This is a genomic window from Sorangium sp. So ce128 (genome assembly GCF_051525245.1).
Lineage (GTDB): Bacteria > Myxococcota_A > Polyangia > Polyangiales > Polyangiaceae > Sorangium > Sorangium cellulosum_B.
This window is the reverse complement of sequence record NZ_CP150313.1, coordinates 1,675,750-1,695,030: the sequence shown is the minus strand read 5'-3', so window position 1 is coordinate 1,695,030 and position 19,281 is coordinate 1,675,750. Positions and strand designations below refer to the sequence as shown.

Genomic DNA, 19,281 nt, shown 5'->3' with positions numbered 1-19,281 from the left:
GCACGGGCGCCGCCGCGCGCCGCGCGCCGCGTGGATCGACGCCTCACCCGCGCGGGCGGCCCTCGCCTCCCGCCGAGGGCGCGGGCGCCTCTGCCGCCGCGGGCGCCTCGTGCCCCGCCGCCTCGGCGATGGGGAGCGTGAAGTAGAACCGGGCCCCCTGCCCGACCTCGCTCTCCACCCAGATGCGGCCGCCGTGCGCGTCGACGATCCCCTTGGCGATGTAGAGCCCGAGGCCGGTGCCCTTCTTCCCGGGCGTCTCGTCCTTCCAGAACCGCTCGAAGATGCTCGTGAGGTTCTGGGGTGGGATCCCCGGCCCCGAGTCGAGGACGGCGAAGCGGGCCATCGCCCCGTCCCGGTCCACCGAGAGGGTCACCTGGCCGCTCTTGGGCGTGAATTTCAGCGCGTTCCCGAGGAGGTTCGACAGCACCTGGAGCACGCGCTCCCACTCCGCGCGGATCACGAGCCCGGGCTCCTTCAGGGATTGCTCGAACCGGACCTGCTTCGACTCGGAGAGCGGCCCGAACATCTCCATGGTCTCGTGCAGGAGATCCTCCACCGCGCACGGCTTCGGCGTCACCGAGAACCTGGAGGCTTGCATCGTCGTCACGTCGAGCATCGTCCTGATGAGGTGCTCCATCCGCAGCGAGACGTGCTCGATCGACTCCGCTTGCTGCCGTGTTCGCTCGGAGTCGGCGCCCCTCCGCAGCCACGCGGCCTTCAGCGCGATGGCGCCGAGCGGGTTGCGCAGATCGTGGGCCACGATGCCCATGAGCTCGTCGCGGGCCGCCAGCGCCAGGCGCGCGGCGTCGCGCGCCTCCCGCGCCTTGTGGTACGGGCCGCCGAGGAGCTTCGTGAAGTACCAGGCGATCCCCAGGCCGGCCAGCACCAGCAAGCCCAGCAGGCCCTCGAGCCACAGCTCCAGCCGGGCTCGCTCCGCCTTCGCGTCATCGTAGAGCTGCTTGAGGAGGTCTTGCTTATGGTCGACGAGGCGGGCGAGGGAGCCCTCGAGATCGCGGTGACGCGGCCTCAGCTCCTCATCGAATCGACGCACGAGCTCGCTCGCGTCGCCGGTCCGCTGCCGGGCGGCGAGCAGCTCTTCCTGAATCCGGACGAAGTGCCTGGCCGCCTGCTCGACCTCGGCCACCCGCTGGAGACCGGTCGGGCTGAGCTCCCGGTCTCGAAGCGCGCTGACGTGCTCTTCGAAGCGCGCCCTGGCGCTCTTCGCCTGCTCGAGGAGCTCGCGATCGCCGGAGATGAGGTAGCCCCTGCCGTCAGACACGATGAGCTCGCTGCTCCACCGGAGCCGCTCAGCGAGCGTGATCTCGTGCTCTTTGGCGCGTAGCCGATCGATCTGAGCCTCGGCCACGGACGAGAAGCGCCGCACCGAGAACGCCATGCCGAGCGCCAGGAGCAGGGTGAGGATGGCGTAACCCATCCTCGCCGTGGCCTCGAAGCGCGTCCGCGTCGGCATGACCGAAGTTCCGTCCTCTCGGCGGGCGTCGGCAGATCCGTGGGGCTGAGCCACTTCGCGAAGGCTAGGCCGCGTTGCGCGAAGAGCAAGGCGCCCCGGCGCCACACAGCACGGCGAGACGCGCTCCGGCGGCGAGCGGGAGCGTGGCAGGACGACGCGCGACGAGCGAGGCGGCTCGACCTGTCGAGGGGACGAGGGGCACCTCGGGCCGCCGACGGATGACAAGCAAGCGTTCCTCGGTGTAAAGAGTGTGCGTCATGACGGACCGAGCGGCGAACCGGGTTCGCGCGCGGCGCGAGGCGCGCGGGCTGTCCCAGGTGGCGCTCGCCGAACGCGCCCGCCTCACGAGGCAGAGCGTGGGCGCCATCGAGGCGGGCCGCGCGACCCCGGCGGTCGACGTCGCGCTACGCCTCGCGAGCGCCCTCGACTGCTCGGTCGAGGTCCTCTTCGGGGAGCCGAGCGCGGCGGCGGACCTCGCGACCGAGACCGACGCTCCGGCGGCGCTGGGCCGCGCCGCGGTCGCGCGCATCGCGGACCGCTGGGTCTCCTACCCCCTCGAGCAGGACGCGGTGCGGATGGCCGCGGACGGCATCGTGACCGGCGAGCGGCGCGGGAGGGCTGTCGTCGAGCCGCTCCGGGCGCTCGCCGAGGTCGAGGAGAACGTCGTCGTGATGGGCTGCGCGGCCGGCCTCGGGTTGCTCGCCGACCGGCTCAACACGAGGCCGGGGCCGGGGCGGTTCCTCTGGTTCCCCCGCTCGAGCACCGCGGCCCTCCAGGCGCTGGCCCGGCAGCGGACCCACGTCGCGGGCGTCCACCTCGTCGACGCGCGCACCGGCGAGGCGAACGTCGCCGATGTCCGCCGGCTCGGACACGCCGAGCCGATCGTCCTCATCACGCTGGCGCGCTGGGAGGCGGGCCTCCTCGTTCGCCGCGAGGACGCCGGCCGCATCCGCGGCGTGGCCGACCTCGATCTCCCCGGCCTGCGCCTCGCCGGCCGCGAGGCGGGCGCCGGCGCCCAGCGGCTCCTCGAGCGCGAGGTCCGCGGCCACGGGCTGCCGCTCGAGCTCGCGCGCAAGCCGCACCTGCGGGTCGCCGGCCACCTCGACGTCGCGCGCGCCGTGGCGATGGGCGCGGCGGACACCGGCGTCGCGACGCGCGACGCGGCGATGGCGTTCGGGCTCGGCTTCGTGCCCCTGGCCGAGGAGCGCTACGACCTCGCTGTCCCGCGCGAGGGGCTCGATGACGGCAGGGTGCAGCGCCTGCTCGACGTCCTCGTCTCAGGGGAGTTCCGCCGTGAGCTCTCGGCGCTCGCCTACGACGCTCGGCAGGCGGGCGAGCGGGTCGCCGAGGTGCGAGCGGCATGACGGCGCGGACCGAGCCAGGGAACGACGGAACAGAGGAGTCTCCCGGATGAATTGCCCCCGACGACAGCTGGTGCGCGCCCTCCCCCTCCTGATCCTCGCGGCGTGCCTCGCCGTCCTCGGCGGCTGCGAGCGCCCTCCGCCGGCGTCCGCACAGCGGGAGGACAGGCTCGTCGTCTTCGCCGCCGCCTCCCTCCGGGACGTGTTCACCGCGCTGGGAGAGGACTTCAAGCGCTCTTATCCGGGCGTCGAGGTCACGTTCAACTTCGCCGGCACGCAGGAGCTCCGCACGCAGCTCGAGCACGGCGCCGCGGCCGACGTGTTCGCCTCGGCGGATCAGCGCCACATGGACGAGCTCGTGAGATCCCAGCGCGCCGCGGGCCCCGTCGTCTTCGCGCGCAACGAGCTCGTCCTCGTCGTCGCGAGCGAGAGCGCCGCGATCGTCCGGAGGCTCGCCGACCTCCCCGCCGCGACCCGCATCGTCATCGGCACCCCCGAGGTCCCGATCGGCCGCTACACGCTGCAGATCCTCGATCGCGCGTCGGCGTCCCTGGGCGCGGATTTCCGCGCGCGCGTGGAGTCCAGGGTCGCCTCGCGCGAGCCCAACGCGCGGCAGGTGCTCGCCAAGGTGCGCCTCGGGGAAGCGCAGGCGGGCGTTGTCTACAGGACGGACGCGCAGGCCGCGCAGGACGGCGTGGTCGTCGTCGCGATCCCGCCCGAGGTCAACGTCCTCGCCGAGTACCCGATCGCCGTCGTGTCCGGCGCCGCGCACCCCGGGCACGCGCGCGCGTGGATCGATCTCGTGACGTCGGAGGCCGGCCGGACGGCGCTGTGGCGCGCCGGGTTCCTGGTGCCTTCCGGCGGGGGCGCGCCTCGGTGAGCGGGCGCCTCCGCGCGGAGCGGGTCGCCCTGGCCGCGGTCGGCGCGGTCCTCGTGGCCTTCCTGGCCGTCCCGATCCTGGCCTTGTTCGCGACGGCCACGGCGGGGGACGTCGCGCAGGGGCTCCGCCACCCCCTCGTGTGGCCCGCGCTGCGCCTGAGCCTCCTGACGACCTCCGCGAGCCTCGCCGTCGTGGTCGTCCTGGGGACGCCGCTCGCCTGGACGCTGGCGCGCTCGCGCGGGCGGCTCTCGCGCGCGGTCGAGACGGTGGTGCAGCTGCCCATCGTCGTCCCGCCCGCGGTCGCCGGCGTCGCGATGCTGCTCGCGTTCGGCCGCCGCGGGCTCCTCGCCGGGTGGCTCTACCCCGTGGGGTGGTCCGTCTCGTTCACGACGACGGCGGTCGTCGTCGCCGAGGTGTTCGTCTCGGCGCCGTTCTTCGTGCAGGCGGCGACCAGCGCGTTCCGGAGGGTCGACGCGAGGCTCCTCGTGGTGGCGCGGACCTTCGGCGCGTCGCCGCTCCGGGTGTTCTTCCGCGTGGCGCTGCCGCTCTCGGCCCCTGGGCTCGCCGCGGGGGCCGCGATGAGCTGGGCCCGCTCCCTCGGCGAGTTCGGCGCGACGCTCATGTTCGCCGGCAACCTGGAGGGGCGGACGCAGACGCTGCCGCTCGCCATCTACACGGCGCTCGAGTCGGAGCTGCGCGCCGCGCAGGCGCTGTCGATGGTCCTTGTCGTCGTGGCGTTCACGCTGCTCCTGTTCGTGCGGGCCGTGCTGGGGCGCTCCACCGAGGCCGAGCGCCCCGAGGCGGCGCGGTGATGGCGGCGGAGCGCCTCCGCGCCCGCGTGACCGCGCGCATCGGGCGCCTGCGCATCGACGCCGATCTCGACACCGGCGGCGGGTCGCTCGTCCTGGTGGGGCCGAACGGCGCCGGGAAGACGACCTTGCTCTCGCTCCTCCTGGGCATCTTGCCCGTGGAGCGAGGGCGCGTGGAGGTCGGCGAGGCGGTGCTCCTCGACACGGCGGCCGGGATCGACGTGCCCGTCGAGCAGCGCGGGATCGGCTATGTGCCCCAGGACTACGCGCTGTTCCCGCACCTCAGCGTCCGTGAGAACGTCGCGTTCGCGGTGCGGAGCGATCCCGCGCGGCGGGGGCGCGCGGCCGACGCCGAGGTCGTCGACGCCATGCTCGACGACCTCGGCATCGCCGCGCACGCGCACCGGCGTACACAGGCGCTCTCCGGGGGCGAGAAGCAGCGTGTGGCGCTCGCGCGCGCGCTCTCCGTGAGCCCGCGGGCGCTGCTCCTCGACGAGCCGCTCGCCGCGCTCGACGTCCACTCGCGCCGCGAGGTCCGGGCGTTCCTCTCGGACTACCTGCGGACGCTCGCCCTCCCCACCGTCGTCGTCACGCACGACGCCACGGACGCGCGGCTCCTGGGAGATCGCATCGCCGTCCTCGAGGCAGGGCGCGTGACGCAGGCAGGCACCTGGGAGGAGCTCTCCGCCCGACCGGCGTCGCCCTTCGTGGAGGAGTTCGTCGCCTCGGCGCGCAGCGCCGGCGACGCGCCGCCCTCCTCGAGCGCGGATTCAGCCTGAAAATTCAGCAAGGAGCAGCGAAGACCCCCTGTCACGGCCGGATCTCCGGTCGCGAGGCCATCCGTCGGTCAGTCGCCACCCAGTCACAGTCGCCACCCAGCGCGATCATGTTGAAAATGATAATCATTCGCGTTACCGTCTCGCTCGGGAGGTCGACTTGTCAAACCCGAAGGACTGTCGTCACGAAACCCTCGCGTACAACGGCGTCGCGCACGTCCAGCGGTGCTTGGACTGCGGGGGTATCTCGATTCACCTCGGCCCCGTCTCCGTCCGGCTCGACGATTCCAGCCTGGAGGCGTTGTGGGCCGTGCTCGGAGAGGCCTCCGCGGAGCTCCACGCGCGGAGGACGACCGAGGTGATGAGCGTCGTGAGGCGAGGTGTCGCGTGAGGGCCCGGGCGCTCGCGCGCGCGGCCTCGACGGATCTTCCGCTGGACGGGCCCTGGGGGACGTTCGGCGTGCGGGTCCGGGGGCTCGCGTGCGCGGCCATGGGGCGCCTTGGCCGGTGGGTCGCCGTGGCCGGCTGCGCGGCGATGTTCGGCTTCGTCGGCGCGTTCGTCGCCCTGAGCGCCGGCTGGATCGAGTGGCCTGGCTACCTGACGGCGGTGTCCGGGTCGCTGCTCATGTACGCCGCCTGCCTCGCGGTCGGGCACGCCGGTGATCCGGTCGCGCTGCGGCGCCGGCAGGGCGCCTCTCGCGCGTCAGCCCTCGACGCCGGCAGCGCTGCAGTCCTTGCAGACCCCGAGCAGCTCGTGGACGTGGCCCGTCAAGCGGAAGCCGAATCTCTCCGCGACATCGCGCTGAAGAACCTCGATCGCCTCGAACTCGAACTCCACGACCTTGCCGCAGCGTGTGCAGATCAGATGGTCGTGATGTTCACGCTCGAACGCTCGCTCGTACCGCGCGCCGTCGCCCTTCGACACGAGCGTCATCTGGAGGAGCCCCGCTTCAACCAGGAGGGGTAGGACCCGGTAGACCGTGGCGGGGTGGGCATCGACGACGCCGCTCTCGCGGAGCTCCTTCAGCAGGTCGTCGACCGAGAAGTGGCCTCGCCTGAGGAGCGCCGCGCGCGCGATGGAGTCGCGGACCGACGACCCCTTCAGGCCGCGCTGCCGCACCGTGCGCCGCAGCCGCTCCAGCGCCCGCTCGAGGCCGGCCTCGTCGAGCGCGGGCGGCTGGGTCACATGGCGCACGCGGGGAACTATACGAACCGTTCGCAAGATGGTCAACGCTGGCCCAGCACCTCGGCGGAGCTTCGGTCAGGACCTCGCCGATAAGCCGCTCTTCTATCGCGTTTCCCGTTTCCTCGGCGGAGGCGACGGCTCCTCGACCATCCGGCGCAGCCGCTCGAGCGCGCGATCCCAGCCTGCGGAGATGCCGTCGAGGAACACGCGGGCTTCCTCGATCCGCCGCGGCTCGAGCGCGTACAGGACCTCGCGGCCACGCCGCTCGTGCGTCACGAGGCCCGCGCCCTCGAGCACCCGGAGGTGCTTCACGATCGCCTGCCGCGTCACCTTCGCTCCGTCGGAGAGCGCGGTCGCCGACAGCGCCCCTCCGGCGCCGAGCCGGGTCACCACCGACAGCCGCGTCCCGTCGCCGAGGGCGAAGAAGACGTCAGCGACCGCCGGTTCACACGCTTTCGACATACTTCGCGATGTTCTCGGCCTGAGCGGCCCATCCCCCCTCGTTCATGCGGAACGCGCGCTCGCGTCGATGCGACGGCACGCGGGCGAAGCCGGACTCCACGATGGTGAGCAGGGTGCCTTCAGCGACCCCCTCGAGGCGGAACTCGACGAGCGTCGTCGGCTCGTTGTCCGGGTCGGCCTCGGCGTCGATGCCATACGGGATCCAGCGAAAGCTGAAGTACCGCTCCGGCTCGATGCGCTCCACCGTGCAGAACACCGCGCCCTTCTCGGGGAGCTTCACCTTCGAGGGCCGGAGACCGCGGCTCTTCTGGTAGTCGATGATGGCGGCTTCGTTGAGCTCCTCGCCGAACGTGCCGGTGAGCGTCTTGCCCGCGACGAACTCGCCCTCGAGCTCGATCCCGAACCAGCGCCCGAACTCCCGGGCGTCGGCGATCGCCCGCCACACGCGTGACACGGGCGCGCGCAGCGTGACCCGCTTCTCGATCCTGTCCGTCGATGCCATGTGCAACCTCCTGGATGCACAATACCAAGCAGCGCAACGAAGTGCAACCATTTGATTGCACATCATCCGCACAGCGCGACCGTGGCGTCCGGCGCCAGCAAGGCGGGCGAGCTCCAGCCTTGCGTCCGACGACGCCTTCAGGGGGTCTTCCACCTCGAGATCTCGAGGTGGAAGACCTTCGCTTGACTTCCGGGAGCCTATCCACAACCATACGGTTGTGGATTCGCTGAGCACGACCCTGGCCGCCCTGAGCGACGCCACCCGGCGCGCGATCCTCGTGCGGCTCAAGACGGGGCCTGCGTCGGTGCACGAGCTGGCGCAGCCGTTTCAGATCTCGCAACAGGCCATCTCCAAGCACCTGGCAACCCTGGAACGAGCGGGTCTGATCGAGAAGCGGCGCGACGGGCGGCAGCACGTTTGCCAGCTCAATCCCGCGCCGATGCGGGAGGTGGCGAGCTGGGTCGAGCAGTACCGGCAGCACTGGGACGAGGCGTTCGGCCGCCTGGACGACCTCCTGCACGAGCTGCATCCGCCGAAGAAAGGGTGATCACGTCACGATGCAATTTTCTCAAACCCCTCATGAGCCCACAGTCCTCATCGAGCGCACGTTCGATTTTCCGCGCGACGTGGTGTTCGATGCGTGGACGAACCCCGACCTGCTGGCGCGCTGGTTCGCGCCGCGGGGGTGCACCATCCGCTTCGCGCGGATCGACGTCCGACCGGGAGGGGGCTTCCACTCGTGCATCCACAACCCGCAGTTCGGCGATTGCTGGACCATCGGTGTCTACCGCGAGGTCGTGCGGCCGGAGCGGCTCGCGTTCACCATGCGGATCGCTGACGCGAACGGGAATCCCGTCTCCTCCGAGAGCCAGGGGCACGACCGGGACTGGCCCGAGGAGACGCTCGTGTCGATCACCTTCGTCGAGCGAAACGGGCGGACGCTCGTGAGGCTCGAGCAGAACGTGAGCGAGGCGCTCGCTCGCCGGACCGGCGCGCACCCGAGCTGGCTCCAGATGCTGGACGCGCTCGGCGAGGAGCTGGCGAGGGGCGCGCAGAGGCCCGGCTAGAACATCGATCCGGCTGATTTTGCGAGAATTTCGGGCGCTCCGATGGAACGCTCGACGGTCTCGCCGGACGCTTGCAGACACGAACCGCTCGCAGACACGCGAAGCAGCAAGGCCACCATGACGACACCGATCCTCTACGCCCACCCCTTCTCGTCCTACTCCCAGAAGGCATTCATCGCCTTCTACGAAAAGCACGTCCCTTTCGAGCTGCGCGTGCTGGAGCCTTCCAACCCGCAGGCCGGCGCCGAGGTGGCGGCGCTCTGGCCGCTCGGCAAGTTCCCCGTGCTCAGGGTCGATGACCTCGCCCTGTGGGAGGCGACCATCGTTGTCGAGTGGCTCGACCAGACCCATCCGGGTCCTGCCCGCCTGATCCCGCGCGATCCGGCCGCCGCGCTCCAGGCGCGGATGTTCGACCGCATCTTCGACAACTACGTCATGAATACGATGCAGGTGATCGTGAACAACCGCATCCGCGAGATGCAGTCCAACCCGCGCGATGAGTACGGGGAGGTTCAGGCCCGCGCCGCCCTGGACAAGGTCTACGCCTGGCTCGACGGCGAGCTCGCCGGCCGGACCTGGGCGACAGGCGACGCCTTCACCCTCGCCGACTGCGCCGCCGCCCCGTCGCTGTTCTACGCCGACTGGGTCCACCCCTTCGACGACCGCCCCAACCTGCGCGCCTACTACCGCCGTCTGCGCGAGCGCCCGTCCGTCGATCGCGCCGTGGAGGGCGGCCGACCCTACCGCCACTACTTCCCGGGCGGCGCGCCGGCCGATCGCGACTAGCTCCAGTCTACGGGCGGATCGCCAGCAGCTCGGCGGCCTCATTCGGCACCGCGGTCGCCATCATGTCGATGAGCATCCGGGGCTCCGCGGCGCCGAGCGCGCCGAGGTTCCGGAGCTCCTGGGTGCGGCTCATGAGCCACAACAAGCCGGTGGTGAGCGTGCGCGGCAGACGGCTGAGCAGCGCCACCACGGTGGGCTCGATGGCGTGGCCCAGGCCGCGCACGATGTGAAACCCCTGGGCGAGCGCGGCGGCGTAGCGGCGCGCCTCACGCCAGGTGATGCCGGCGTTCCGGTGCGCCACGACGACGCCGATCGACATGAGGGGGATCACCATGGCGGCGTGCGAGCGCAACCATCCGTGCATATCGGCGCTGGTCACGGTCGGGATCCCTGCAGCGCCGAACACCTTCGCCCAGGCCGCATTGCCCACGGTGGTGCCGGGCAGGATGCGCCTCCGCAGCTTGCCGTCGATGAGATGCGCGAGCACGCCGCCGGGGAAGCCGAACGAGAAGCGCTCGGCGCCCACCGCGTCCCGCAGTCGATCCAGCGGCTCGAAGGTGTTGAACATGAACATGATGTGTCTCGCGGCGCTCTGTCGCAGCGCGGGTAAGACGCTGTCGACCTGAGGCGCCAGCACCGTCACGAGCACGAGATCGTACGGGACGCTCGGGTCGAGCGTGCCGGCGACGGCCACAGCGGCGCGCGCGCCATCGCTCAGAACAATGGCGCGGTCTTCCCGCAGGCGCTCCAGCCGCGCGCCGCGCGCGACGGCCGTGACCTCGTGGCCGGCTTTAACCAGCTGGTAAGCGAATGTACTGCCGATGGCTCCTGTACCGAGCACTGCCATTTTCATGGAGACAGCATAACCTGCGCCGCATCACGGGGGTTTTGCGCGGGTACAAACCCGTTTTGCATGGACGAAGATCCGTCGGGGTGGCAGGGTCGTCCCATGGACTGGGACGATTGTCGTGTGCTGCTCGAGGTCCACCGCCGCGGGAGCTTCCTCGCGGCCGGACAGCGCCTCGGCATGTCGGCCTCCACGGTCATGCGGCGCGTCTCGACGCTCGAGCGCGCGCTCGGGCGCTCCGTCGTCCACCGGACGAGCCACGGGGTGCGGCTGGAACGCGAGGCCCTCGCGCTCGTGAACATCGCCGCCGGGTTCGAGCAAGCGCTCGGGGCGCACGATCGTGAGCGAGCTGGCACCGTGCGCCTCTCCGTGCCGGAGGGGTTTGGCGCCGTGGCAGCCCAGGCAGCGCGGCGATGCTGGGAGCAGGACCAGACGACCATCGTCGAGGTGTCGGTCGAGTCGCGGCTCGTCGATCTGGCGGAGCGCGAGGCCGACATCGGGCTCCGCGGGGGTCGTTCGGCCTCGAACGTGCTCATCGAGAAGCGCGTCGGCGAGGTCAAGCCGGCTCTGTACGCGAGCGCCGCTTACCTGGCAGCGCATCTGCCCGGACGCCTGGTCACGAGAGACGACTACACAGGCCAGCGCTTCATCGTCGATGAGCGAGTCACCCAGGGACTCGGCCCCTTCCACTGGCTCGTGGAGCGCGGCGCGCAGAACTTCCCGCTTCGTTCGAACGCCGTGGAGACGCGGATCGAGGCAGCGCGGGCAGGCATGGGCCTCGTCGTGCACGCGGCCGGCGTCGATCTTCCGGGTCTGGAGCCCGTGGCGCTCGACGCCGCGGGTCCGTCGGTCCCGTTCTACGTCGTGATGCATCGAGAGCTGCGCCAGGCGCCGCGCATGCGCGCGATGGCGAAAGCGTTGAGCGAGCTGTTCGCGGAGTACACGACCGGGGCCGCCGCTCGTGGATGACAGCGGGCCCTCGCGCCGCTCCAGCGTGTCGACCGGCGCGACGGCGGGGTGGTGCTGCAGGCGCCGCCGGTCCGCGCCCGTGCCCGCTGGCGCCCCGAGTCGTGGCAGCGCGGACGCAGCGACGCTTGACATCCTAGGACAATCGTCCTACCAGATCGACTCTCCGCGGCTGCGACAGCGGCCGTCCGGCGAGGCGACGCTGTGAGCAACCCGACGACGCGCGCTCAGATCGTTCAAGCGGCGGATGGTCTCTTCTATCGACGGGGCTACGAGCACACATCCTTCGCTGATATCGCGGAGGCCGTCGGTATTTCACGCGGCAACTTCTATTACCACTTCAAGACGAAGGACGAGATCCTGGATGCGGTGATCGACGAGCGCCTCGCGAGCACGCGGCAGATGCTCGATCGGTGGGAGATCGAGGGGAACAGCCCCGCGGACCGCATACGTAGCTTCATCGGTATCCTGATCGCGAACCGCGCCAGCATCAAACGATACGGTTGCCCCGTTGGCACCCTGTGCGCTGAGCTCGCAAAGCTCGACCACCCTTCTCGACCGGGAGCCAACCGGCTGTTCACGCTCTTCCGGACGTGGCTGAGTCGGCAGTTCGTCCTGCTCGGCCGGGCGGACGACGCCGATCAGCTCGCGATGCACCTCCTGGCCCGGAGCCAGGGGGTGGCCACGCTGGCGAGCGCCTTCCACGACGAGACCTTCATCGCGCAGGAAGTGGAGCAGATGCACGCGTGGTTGCTGTCGCTGACGACCAGCGCCGGCCCGCCCGGCCCCGACGCTCGGTCAGAGCGGGGGCTCCAGGCGACGCAACGCAAGACGACACGTGGCCGCCCCGGCGGCAGACGTGAGCCGTAACCCCAGGAGCATGCGCCGTGTTTCTTGTCCTTCTCAAGTTCTCCGACAACAAGGGTCAAGCCAGCCTGCACATGGAGCAACACAACGCCTGGATCCGGCGTGGCTTCGACGAAGGCGTGTTCGTGCTGGTCGGGAGCCTGAAGCCCCACGGCGGCGGCGGGATCCTCGCGCATCGGACCACGATGGACGAGCTCCGCGACAGGGTGAACGGCGATCCGTTCGTCACCGCGGGCGTCGTCAGCGCCGAGATCCTCGAGATCGCGCCGTCTCGCGTCGACGAGCGGCTCGGGTTCCTGCGAGGCGACGCGCCATGAGCGCCGCGACGATCGTGGGACCCGATGGTCGAGCGCGTTGCCGCTGGTCCGGCGCGGCGCCGGAGTTCATCGACTATCACGATCGCGAGTGGGGGTTTCCTGTCAGCGACGACCGCCGGCTGTTCGAGAAGCTGAGCCTCGAGGGCTTCCAGTCCGGGTTGAGCTGGCGCACCGTCCTCGCCAAGCGTGAGAGCTTCCGCGAGGTGTTCCACGGCTTCGACGTCGACGAGATCGCCCGCTTCACCGGGCGAGACGTCGAGCGGCTCCTCGGAGATGAGCGGATCATCCGCCACCGCGGCAAGATCGAGGCGGTCATCCACAACGCGCGATGCGCCAGAGAGCTCGTCGCGCGCGAGGGCTCGCTGGCGGCGTTCGTCTGGCGCTACGAGCCCGCCGCGGAGCGGCTCGCGCGCCCGCAGACCGTATCGACGTCACCGGAGTCGGTCGCCCTCTCGAAGGACCTGAAGAAGCTCGGCTGGAAGTTCGTCGGCCCCACGACGGTGTACGCGTTCATGCAGGCGATGGGGCTGGTGAACGATCACGTCGAGGGCTGCGTCATCCGAGGAGACGTCGAGCGCTCGCGCGAGCGATTCAAGCGCCCCCGACGCTGACAGCTCGTATCCGTCACGGTCAAGACACCGCGGCTTTCAGCTGCCGATCCGCTCACCGTCATGGCTGCGGTGCGAGCCAGCGCGCAGCGCGCTGACGATCCCGGCGCTCAGCGTCAGCGCGGCGCCGATACCGAGGCCGATGCGCGGCGCGGCATCTACTGGCATGAGCGTGAAGAGCAAGGTCATGACGACAGCGCCCGCCGTCTGGCCGGCCAGCCGCGCGGTGCCCTGCATGCCGCCCGCGGCGGCGCTCCGCGCGCGCGGCGCCGCGAGGAACATGTTGCGGTTGTTCGGCACCTGGAACAGGCCAAAGCCCGCGCCGCACAGCGCCACGAACGGCACCAGCGAAAGCGCGCTGCCTTGCGCCGGCGACAGCGCGAGCGCAGCGAGCCCCAGCGCGAGACACCCCGCGCCCGTCGCGCACAGCCAGGCCGTCGAGATGCGGTCGGCGAGGCGGCCCGCGACGGGCGCCAGGAGGGCCACGCTCAGCGGCCAGGGCGTGATCAGCAGCCCGGTGCTCAGAGCCTCTTGGCCAAAGCCGTGCCGCAGATAGAAGGGCAGCGCGACCAGCGCCGAGGCCTGTCCCGCGAAGCACGCGACCGAGGCGATCACGGAGACGCGAAACGAACGGCCGCGCAGCAGGTCGAGCGGCACCAGGGGCGCCTCCTTCGGCAGCTCGCGGCGGAGCAACAGCGTCGCGCTCAGGGCGGCCGCGGCGAGCAGGCCGGCCCCGAGCGCCGGCGCCGCCGGCAGCAGCTCCGCGCCTGCGATCAGCGCGCCGAAGGCCCCCGCGTTCAGCGCCATGCTTGTCGCGTCCAGCGCCCGCGCCGTGCCGGGGACCTCGGGGAGGCCGCGCGAGGCGAGCAGCACCGCCACGCCGAGCGGAAGATTGACGGCGAACAGCCAGGGCCAGCTTGCGCTCGAGAGCAGCACGGCGCCGACCGTGGGCGCCGCGGCCGAGGACAGCGCCACGGCGAGCGCGTTCCAGCCGATGGCGGCTGCCAGCTGCGCCTGCGGAACCACGAAGCGCAGCAGCGCCACCCCGAGCGCCATCACGGCGGCGCCCCCGAGCCCCTGCAAAAAGCGCGCGGCGACCAGCCAGTGGAGCGATGGCGCCAGCGCACACAGCACCGACGCGCCCGTGAACAGCCCGACGCCTGCCGTGAACACGGCGCGATAGCCCAGGCTCTCGCCCAGCGCGGCGCACGGCAACAGAGCCATCACCAGCCCGAGCTGGTAGGCGCTGACGACGCGCACCGACGCGGCGGGCGTCACCTGGAACGCGTGCGCCAGCGCAGGCAGCGCCACGTTGGCGATGCCCGCGGAGAGCACCACAAGCACCATGGCCGCGAGCACGCACGCGATCGCCTCCGCCCGCGCCGGGCCCTGCACACCGGAAGCCGCCTGATCGGGCGCCTCGCTCGGCAGGGGCGCGCCCGCGATCGAGGTGCGCAGCGCCATCATGTTCCCACCGTCCAGACGCCGTCGCGCTCGACATAGCGGGTCACGCGCCGCGCGACCTGATCTTCCTGTCGGAGATCGCGCTCGGTGAAGCGGAACAGCAGCGCCGGGCCGGCGACGCAGCGCGTGTCGTGGATGTCTCCCGGCAAGAACAGCTGCGCCTGCCCGGCGCGCAGCAGCGTCTCGTCACGCTTGACCAGCTGGACGCCGGCTCCGGTCTCGACGCGAGCGTAGGTCGACATCGCGATCTCTCCGCGCTGCAGGGCGTAGATCACCCAGCCGCGGCCGTGGTCGTGCGGCGGGCGATAGAGCCCGGCCTGCTCGGTGTGAGCCTGCAGCACGAAGCCGTGCTTCGCATCCCGGTAGAGCTCCCTGGACGCGGGCGCCTCCTCGTGCAGCGCCGCGAGCCAGGGCTCGGCGGCGTGCGCCTTCGCCAGCTGTTCCAGGTGGCTGCGACAGCTGGCGACAAGGTCGCTGCTGAGCGGTCCCCAGCTGGCGCGGGTGCGATGGACGAACAGTTCAAGGGCGTTCTCGGTCATGGGTGGCCTCCGGCTCGGCTCGAATCGAGGTGATCCGACCTTCGACGTCGAAGCTAGAGCGCCGGCACGGATTGCGGAAGGCGCAACGATCGCAACAACTATGTGCGTCTGACGCCATGGTTCGCCCCGACCTCTGCTAGCCTGGCGGCATGTCGCTGCCTGATCTGAACCTGCTCGTGACGCTCGACGTGCTGCTCACGGAAGGCAGCGTCACCGGCGCCGCCCGACGCCTGAGCCTGAGCCCCTCGGCGATGAGCCGGGCGCTCGCGCGCCTGCGGGAGACCCTGGGCGACCCCCTGTTGGTGCGCGCTGGACGCGGCCTGGTGCCGACCCCACGCGCGCTCGAGCTGCGCGAGCGCGTGAGCCACCTGGTACAGGGCGCCGAGGCCGTCCTGCGGCCGGCCGAGAAGCTCGACCTGAAGCGCCTGGTGCGCACCTTCACGCTGCGCACCAGCGAGGGCTTCGTCGAGAGCTTCGGTCCAGCCCTGATCGAGCGCACCGGTGCCGAGGCGCCAGGCGTCCGGTTGCGCTTCGTGGCCAAGGCCGACAAGGACAGCGCGCCGCTGCGCACTGGCGCCGTCGATCTCGAGACGGGCGTCGTCGACGAAGACACCAGCCCCGAGCTGCGCACGCAGGCGCTCTTCCGCGACCGCCTCATCGGCGTCGTGCGCAGCGACCACCCCCTCGGCCACGCGAAGATCACGCCCGCGCGCTACGCCGCCGGACGCCACGTCGTGTTCTCGCGGCGCGGCGTGGCCAAGGACCGCATCGACGAGAGCCTGGCCGCGCTCGGCCTGGCGCGCGAGGTGGTGACCATCGTCGGCGGGTTCGCTACCGCGATCGCCCTGGCGCGCGCGACCGACCTGATCGCCACCGTTCCGGAGCACCACACCCGGAGCCTGCGCGACGGCCTGTTCAGCTTCGCGCTGCCCTTCGCCGCGCCGGAGATCACCGTCTCGTTGCTGTGGCACCCGAGGCTGGACGCGGACCCAGCTCACCGCTGGTTGCGCGACAGCGTGCGGGAGGTCGTGGCAGGCGGGGAAGAGACGGTGGCGCGGAACGGGCGTGCTGGGCAGCGCCGCGAGCCACGGAAGAGGCGAAGGGGCTAGTGCCGCCCCTCAGCTTTGACGATGACCTAGGACTTTACCCCTGTGGCCCGGCGGCCAGGCTGGCGGTGTCGATGACGAAGCGATACTTGACGTCGCTTTTGAGCATCCGCTCGTACGCCTGTTCGATCCGCTGGATCGGAATCACCTCGATGTCGGCGACGATCCCCTTCTCTGCGCAGAAATCGAGCATCTCCTGCGTCTCGGCGATGCCGCCGATCGTCGACCCGGCGATCGTCCTGCGCTTGAGCACGAGGTTGAAGACGGCGGGCGACGGGTGGGGGTCCTTCGGCACGCCCACGAGCACCAGGGCGCCGTCCCGCCTGAGCAGCCTCGTGAAGGCGTCGAGGTCATGGCTCACCGCGACCGTGTCCAAGATCATGTCGAAGCTCTCGGCGTGGCCGTCCATCTCGTTCGCGTTGCGCGACACAACGACCTCGTCCGCGCCGAGGGTCTTGGCGTCTTGCCGCTTCGACTCCGACGTCGTGAACGCGACGGTGTGCGCGCCCATCGCGTGGGCGAGCTTGACGCCCATGTGGCCGAGCCCGCCAATGCCCACCACGCCGATCTTCTTGCCGGGCCCGGCGTTCCAGTGCCGAAGCGGCGAATAGGTGGTGATGCCGGCGCAGAGCAGCGGGGCCACGGCCGCCAGCTGATCCTCACGATGGGTGATCTTCACAACGTGCTTGTCGTTGACGACGATCCGCTGGGAGTAGCCGCCCAGCGTGTGCCCGGGGGCGTCCGGGGTCGGAGAGTTGTAGGTGAGCGTCATGCCCCTCTCGCAGTACTGCTCGAGGTGCTCGGTGCAGGACGCGCAGCGGCCGCAGCTGTCGACGATGCAACCGACGCCGACCAGCTCGCCCTTCTTGAAGCGAGATACCTGGGCCCCCACAGCGGACACCCGCCCCACGATCTCGTGCCCAGGAACGCACGGATAGAGCGTGCCCGCCCATTCACCTCGGACGGTGTGCAAGTCCGAGTGGCAGACACCGCAGTAGGCGATGTCGATCTGCACATCGTGGTCGCCCGGGGCGCGACGAAAGATGTCGAGCGCTTCCAGCGGCTTGTCGGCGGCATGGGCACCAAAGGCTTTCACGGTCATCTTTTACTCCTGGAAGAGCTTGAGCTCCTGGAAGAGGGAGGGCAGGCCCGCCTCGCTCGTCGGCTGCCGGGCCACGTGCAGCACTATCATGCGCTCGGCGTCGACGGTGAACCAGAGCGCCAAACGGGAAGAAATCCGAACAAATACGCTAATTTAGCAGGCAGCGCACCGCGCGACCCCCTCCTCGAAGCGTTCGGCCCGTTGTTTCTAGCCGCGTCGCGGTCGCCGCCGGCGCTCGCTCTCCTGTCTGCGCGGTCCCATCTCCCGATCGCGAAGCGCGGCGCCGAATTCACGTACCAGGTCGACGAGCGGTCGGAGCAGGACAGACTGCGCGTCGGGCCGCCACATCGCAATGTTGCGCATCTCCAGGCCGAGATCGCTGACCGGCTTCCAGATCGCGGTGCCGACCGCGAGGAAGGGCGCCGCGGGCTCCGCGCCGAAGGTCAATCCGAAGCCGCTCGCCACGAGCGTCAACAGGGCTTCTCCGTCGAGGATCTCCGAAGCCACGTTCAGGGTCACGCCGCGCGCGCGAACGGCGGCGATGATGTCGTCATACAAACGAGGGTTGCTCTTCCGCGGATCCATGAGCATGGGCTCGTTCGCCAGGTCCTTGACTTTGATCATGGATTCGGTCGCCAGAGGGTGCTGCTCCGGCACGATGATCCCCAGGCGATGCCGGGCAAGCACGACGCTCTGGAGCGAGGAGTCATCCGGGACGTAGTTCCCATAGCCGAGCGAGATCTGCCCCGCGCGCAAGGCGTCCCACTGCTGCGCGCTGCTCATGGGCACGAGCTCCACGTTCACTCGAGGCGCCTGCTCCCGAAACCGCGTGAGGATCGTCGACAACGGCCCTACATACGCAGAGCCGCTCTCGAAGCCGATCGTGACCGTCCCGATCTGGCCTTCGGCCGTCTCCCGCGCCTCTTTCGCCGCAGCGTCCACGCCTGAGAGGATCGTCTTCGCTCTGTCCAGGAGCAGCCGCCCGGCGGGCGTGAGCTTCACGCCGCGTCCCGATGGCTCGAAGAGCTCCGCGCCGATCTCCTCCTCGAGCTGCTGCATCTGACGACTCAACGGCGACTGCGATACGTGCAGCTTCTCTGCCGCGCGCCTGAAGTTCTCCTCCTCGGCGATGGTGATGAAGTAGCGCAGGTGACGGAGTTCCATCGGTTTGGTCCTCGATCCCAGGGCTGGTCTCGGCCCCCCATCGATGCTCAGCAGGTCTCAAATCGAGCCCAATATCGTCCTGGACGACTCGGTTGTCAAACGTTACCAATCACGCAGGGTCATGAAGGTCGCAAGGAATCGCCTGGTCACCCAGTCGACGACCAAGCGCCGCGCGCATGGCCGTTCATTCAGAAGGAAATGGATTATAGATATGAATTCAATCAGCGACGGCCAGGTCGCAGAGGTCCTCGAGCGTCTTCATCGGGAAGCGGAGGCAGCGGACGCGCCGCTGGCCGCCAGCGCAGCGAGCGAGGCGGCCACCAGGGAAGAGATGATCACCCAGCTCCTCAAGGACGAAGCCGACGATCTGAAAGGCACGTATCGCGGGTTCGCGGAGAATTTCCTCAATGTCTCCCCGGATCTTGGACGTTTCCTCTACATGTGTGCCCGCGCATGCAAGGCCAAGTGCATCGTGGAGTTCGGCTCCTCGATGGGGATCTCCACGATCTATCTGGCGACCGCGCTGCGCGATATGGGCGGCGGCCGCTTGATCGGGACCGACCTTGTGCCCAGCAAGGTCGAGCGGGCGCGGGCGAACGTCGCCGCCGCCGGGCTGTCCGGTATCGTCGAGCTCCGGGTCGGTGATGCTCGAGAGACCCTCAAGTCGGGTATCGGCGGTGACATCGACATGGTGTTGCTCGACGGCGCCTTCACCCTTTATCTGGACGTCCTCAAGCTGCTCGAGCCGCATCTGAAGCCTGGCGCGATCATCATCGGCGAGAACGCGTTCGAGCAGGCCTCGGGCTATATCGACTACGTGCGCGACCCGCAGAACGGCTACCTCTCCCAGCCGCTCCCGTTGGACGCGGGACGCGGCAACGAGCTCACGATCAGGACGAGCTGAGCACCCTGGCCGAGGCACGTTGCAGGGTCATGGGGCCACCCGGGTTCCCTCGTAGGATCCGCAACGCTCACGCCGTACGAGCTGCCGGCGCGGGCGAT

23 protein-coding genes are annotated in these 19,281 nt (G+C 70.3%); 14 read left to right on the top strand and 9 right to left on the bottom strand.

Annotation, left to right across the window (positions count from 1 at the left end; all coding sequences use genetic code 11):
- Positions 1-43 precede the first annotated feature (43 nt).
- Positions 44-1,471 (bottom strand): ATP-binding protein, encoded by a 1,428-nt coding sequence (locus WME82_RS06535; RefSeq protein WP_438042111.1) that lies wholly within the window; start codon positions 1,469-1,471, stop codon positions 44-46.
- Between the two features lie 257 nt (positions 1,472-1,728).
- On the opposite strand from WME82_RS06535, the gene WME82_RS06530 reads away from it, so the two are divergent.
- From WME82_RS06530 to WME82_RS06510, 5 genes are all read left to right on the top strand, one after another.
- Positions 1,729-2,835, top strand: a complete 1,107-nt coding sequence (locus tag WME82_RS06530) for a substrate-binding domain-containing protein (protein WP_438042110.1) — start codon at positions 1,729-1,731, stop codon at positions 2,833-2,835.
- Between the two features lie 46 nt (positions 2,836-2,881).
- Entirely contained in the window at positions 2,882-3,712 is an 831-nt protein-coding gene (gene modA, locus WME82_RS06525) for a molybdate ABC transporter substrate-binding protein (protein ID WP_438042109.1), read from the top strand.
- Positions 3,709-4,524: an ABC transporter permease gene (locus WME82_RS06520; protein WP_438042108.1), complete on the top strand. Its 816-nt coding sequence runs from the start codon at positions 3,709-3,711 to the stop codon at positions 4,522-4,524. Before modA ends, WME82_RS06520 begins: the two co-directional genes overlap by 4 nt.
- Positions 4,524-5,300, top strand: coding sequence for an ABC transporter ATP-binding protein (locus tag WME82_RS06515; protein ID WP_438042107.1), 777 nt, complete (start codon positions 4,524-4,526; stop codon positions 5,298-5,300). Before WME82_RS06520 ends, WME82_RS06515 begins: the two co-directional genes overlap by 1 nt.
- A gap of 157 nt (positions 5,301-5,457) precedes the next feature.
- Positions 5,458-5,688: a hypothetical protein gene (locus tag WME82_RS06510; RefSeq protein ID WP_438042106.1), complete on the top strand. Its 231-nt coding sequence runs from the start codon at positions 5,458-5,460 to the stop codon at positions 5,686-5,688.
- A 311-nt stretch (positions 5,689-5,999) separates the two neighbouring features.
- On the opposite strand, the gene WME82_RS06505 is transcribed toward WME82_RS06510, so the two are convergent.
- The 3 genes from WME82_RS06505 to WME82_RS06495 form a co-directional block, all read right to left on the bottom strand.
- Positions 6,000-6,491, bottom strand: a complete 492-nt coding sequence (locus WME82_RS06505) for a Fur family transcriptional regulator (protein ID WP_437744631.1) — start codon at positions 6,489-6,491, stop codon at positions 6,000-6,002.
- Positions 6,492-6,584: 93 nt separating this feature from the next.
- Complete coding sequence (locus WME82_RS06500; RefSeq protein ID WP_437984795.1) at positions 6,585-6,944, bottom strand: ArsR/SmtB family transcription factor; 360 nt, start codon at positions 6,942-6,944, stop codon at positions 6,585-6,587.
- Positions 6,928-7,446: an SRPBCC family protein gene (locus tag WME82_RS06495; protein ID WP_438042105.1), complete on the bottom strand. Its 519-nt coding sequence runs from the start codon at positions 7,444-7,446 to the stop codon at positions 6,928-6,930. Before WME82_RS06495 ends, WME82_RS06500 begins: the two co-directional genes overlap by 17 nt.
- Positions 7,447-7,663: 217 nt before the next feature.
- Between WME82_RS06495 and WME82_RS06490 the strand changes: the two genes are divergently transcribed.
- From WME82_RS06490 to WME82_RS06480, 3 genes are all read left to right on the top strand, one after another.
- The gene (locus WME82_RS06490) at positions 7,664-7,993 is read left to right on the top strand and encodes an ArsR/SmtB family transcription factor (protein WP_437744628.1); all 330 of its coding nucleotides are present in this window, start codon (positions 7,664-7,666) and stop codon (positions 7,991-7,993) included.
- A gap of 10 nt (positions 7,994-8,003) precedes the next feature.
- The gene (locus WME82_RS06485; RefSeq protein WP_438042104.1) at positions 8,004-8,513 is read left to right on the top strand and encodes an SRPBCC family protein; all 510 of its coding nucleotides are present in this window, start codon (positions 8,004-8,006) and stop codon (positions 8,511-8,513) included.
- Positions 8,514-8,630: 117 nt separating this feature from the next.
- A complete protein-coding gene (locus tag WME82_RS06480) occupies positions 8,631-9,299 on the top strand; it encodes a glutathione S-transferase family protein (RefSeq protein WP_438042103.1) in 669 nt (222 codons plus the stop codon).
- Between the two features lie 7 nt (positions 9,300-9,306).
- Here WME82_RS06480 and WME82_RS06475 read toward each other — a convergent pair whose 3' ends face one another.
- A complete protein-coding gene (locus WME82_RS06475) occupies positions 9,307-10,152 on the bottom strand; it encodes a ketopantoate reductase family protein (RefSeq protein ID WP_438042102.1) in 846 nt (281 codons plus the stop codon).
- 96 nt (positions 10,153-10,248) lie between these two features.
- On the opposite strand from WME82_RS06475, the gene WME82_RS06470 reads away from it, so the two are divergent.
- The 4 genes from WME82_RS06470 (at position 10,249) to WME82_RS06455 (ending at position 12,907) form a co-directional block, all read left to right on the top strand.
- Positions 10,249-11,115 (top strand): LysR family transcriptional regulator, encoded by an 867-nt coding sequence (locus WME82_RS06470; protein WP_438042101.1) that lies wholly within the window; start codon positions 10,249-10,251, stop codon positions 11,113-11,115.
- A gap of 201 nt (positions 11,116-11,316) precedes the next feature.
- Positions 11,317-11,982 (top strand): TetR/AcrR family transcriptional regulator, encoded by a 666-nt coding sequence (locus tag WME82_RS06465; protein WP_438042100.1) that lies wholly within the window; start codon positions 11,317-11,319, stop codon positions 11,980-11,982.
- A gap of 17 nt (positions 11,983-11,999) precedes the next feature.
- Positions 12,000-12,296, top strand: coding sequence for a YciI family protein (locus WME82_RS06460; protein WP_438042099.1), 297 nt, complete (start codon positions 12,000-12,002; stop codon positions 12,294-12,296).
- Complete coding sequence (locus WME82_RS06455; RefSeq protein ID WP_438042098.1) at positions 12,293-12,907, top strand: DNA-3-methyladenine glycosylase I; 615 nt, start codon at positions 12,293-12,295, stop codon at positions 12,905-12,907. Before WME82_RS06460 ends, WME82_RS06455 begins: the two co-directional genes overlap by 4 nt.
- 36 nt (positions 12,908-12,943) lie before the next feature.
- Here WME82_RS06455 and WME82_RS06450 read toward each other — a convergent pair whose 3' ends face one another.
- Together WME82_RS06450 and WME82_RS06445 are read right to left on the bottom strand one after the other, a co-directional pair.
- Entirely contained in the window at positions 12,944-14,371 is a 1,428-nt protein-coding gene (locus WME82_RS06450) for an MFS transporter (protein WP_438042097.1), read from the bottom strand.
- Complete coding sequence (locus WME82_RS06445; protein WP_438042096.1) at positions 14,368-14,907, bottom strand: hypothetical protein; 540 nt, start codon at positions 14,905-14,907, stop codon at positions 14,368-14,370. The genes WME82_RS06450 and WME82_RS06445 overlap by 4 nt, the downstream gene beginning before the upstream one ends.
- A gap of 149 nt (positions 14,908-15,056) precedes the next feature.
- Here WME82_RS06445 and WME82_RS06440 point away from each other — a divergent pair, with 149 nt between their 5' ends.
- Positions 15,057-16,016: a LysR family transcriptional regulator gene (locus WME82_RS06440; RefSeq protein WP_438042095.1), complete on the top strand. Its 960-nt coding sequence runs from the start codon at positions 15,057-15,059 to the stop codon at positions 16,014-16,016.
- 34 nt (positions 16,017-16,050) lie between these two features.
- Here the strand turns inward: WME82_RS06440 and WME82_RS06435 are convergent, their stop codons facing one another.
- On the bottom strand, positions 16,051-17,115 hold the full coding sequence (locus tag WME82_RS06435) for an NAD(P)-dependent alcohol dehydrogenase (protein ID WP_438042094.1): 1,065 nt from the start codon (positions 17,113-17,115) through the stop codon (positions 16,051-16,053).
- A 207-nt stretch (positions 17,116-17,322) separates the two neighbouring features.
- Complete coding sequence (locus tag WME82_RS06430; RefSeq protein ID WP_438042093.1) at positions 17,323-18,279, bottom strand: LysR family transcriptional regulator; 957 nt, start codon at positions 18,277-18,279, stop codon at positions 17,323-17,325.
- A 211-nt stretch (positions 18,280-18,490) separates the two neighbouring features.
- Between WME82_RS06430 and WME82_RS06425 the strand changes: the two genes are divergently transcribed.
- Positions 18,491-19,183: an O-methyltransferase gene (locus tag WME82_RS06425; protein ID WP_438042092.1), complete on the top strand. Its 693-nt coding sequence runs from the start codon at positions 18,491-18,493 to the stop codon at positions 19,181-19,183.
- Positions 19,184-19,281 lie beyond the last annotated feature (98 nt).

Excerpts from the sequence above, each read along its gene's own strand:
- WME82_RS06535 (WP_438042111.1), bottom strand. The coding sequence starts at position 1,471 with ATGCCGACGCGGACGCGCTTCGAGGCCACGGCGAGGATGGGTTACGCC.
- WME82_RS06530 (WP_438042110.1), top strand. The coding sequence starts at position 1,729 with ATGACGGACCGAGCGGCGAACCGGGTTCGCGCGCGGCGCGAGGCGCGC.
- modA (WP_438042109.1), top strand. The coding sequence starts at position 2,882 with ATGAATTGCCCCCGACGACAGCTGGTGCGCGCCCTCCCCCTCCTGATC.
- WME82_RS06515 (WP_438042107.1), top strand. The coding sequence starts at position 4,524 with ATGGCGGCGGAGCGCCTCCGCGCCCGCGTGACCGCGCGCATCGGGCGC.
- WME82_RS06500 (WP_437984795.1), bottom strand. The coding sequence starts at position 6,944 with ATGTCGAAAGCGTGTGAACCGGCGGTCGCTGACGTCTTCTTCGCCCTC.
- WME82_RS06495 (WP_438042105.1), bottom strand. The coding sequence starts at position 7,446 with ATGGCATCGACGGACAGGATCGAGAAGCGGGTCACGCTGCGCGCGCCC.
- WME82_RS06485 (WP_438042104.1), top strand. The coding sequence starts at position 8,004 with ATGCAATTTTCTCAAACCCCTCATGAGCCCACAGTCCTCATCGAGCGC.
- WME82_RS06480 (WP_438042103.1), top strand. The coding sequence starts at position 8,631 with ATGACGACACCGATCCTCTACGCCCACCCCTTCTCGTCCTACTCCCAG.
- WME82_RS06475 (WP_438042102.1), bottom strand. The coding sequence starts at position 10,152 with ATGAAAATGGCAGTGCTCGGTACAGGAGCCATCGGCAGTACATTCGCT.
- WME82_RS06470 (WP_438042101.1), top strand. The coding sequence starts at position 10,249 with ATGGACTGGGACGATTGTCGTGTGCTGCTCGAGGTCCACCGCCGCGGG.
- WME82_RS06455 (WP_438042098.1), top strand. The coding sequence starts at position 12,293 with ATGAGCGCCGCGACGATCGTGGGACCCGATGGTCGAGCGCGTTGCCGC.
- WME82_RS06450 (WP_438042097.1), bottom strand. The coding sequence starts at position 14,371 with ATGATGGCGCTGCGCACCTCGATCGCGGGCGCGCCCCTGCCGAGCGAG.
- WME82_RS06445 (WP_438042096.1), bottom strand. The coding sequence starts at position 14,907 with ATGACCGAGAACGCCCTTGAACTGTTCGTCCATCGCACCCGCGCCAGC.
- WME82_RS06440 (WP_438042095.1), top strand. The coding sequence starts at position 15,057 with ATGTCGCTGCCTGATCTGAACCTGCTCGTGACGCTCGACGTGCTGCTC.
- WME82_RS06435 (WP_438042094.1), bottom strand. The coding sequence starts at position 17,115 with ATGACCGTGAAAGCCTTTGGTGCCCATGCCGCCGACAAGCCGCTGGAA.
- WME82_RS06430 (WP_438042093.1), bottom strand. The coding sequence starts at position 18,279 with ATGGAACTCCGTCACCTGCGCTACTTCATCACCATCGCCGAGGAGGAG.
- WME82_RS06425 (WP_438042092.1), top strand. The coding sequence starts at position 18,491 with ATGAATTCAATCAGCGACGGCCAGGTCGCAGAGGTCCTCGAGCGTCTT.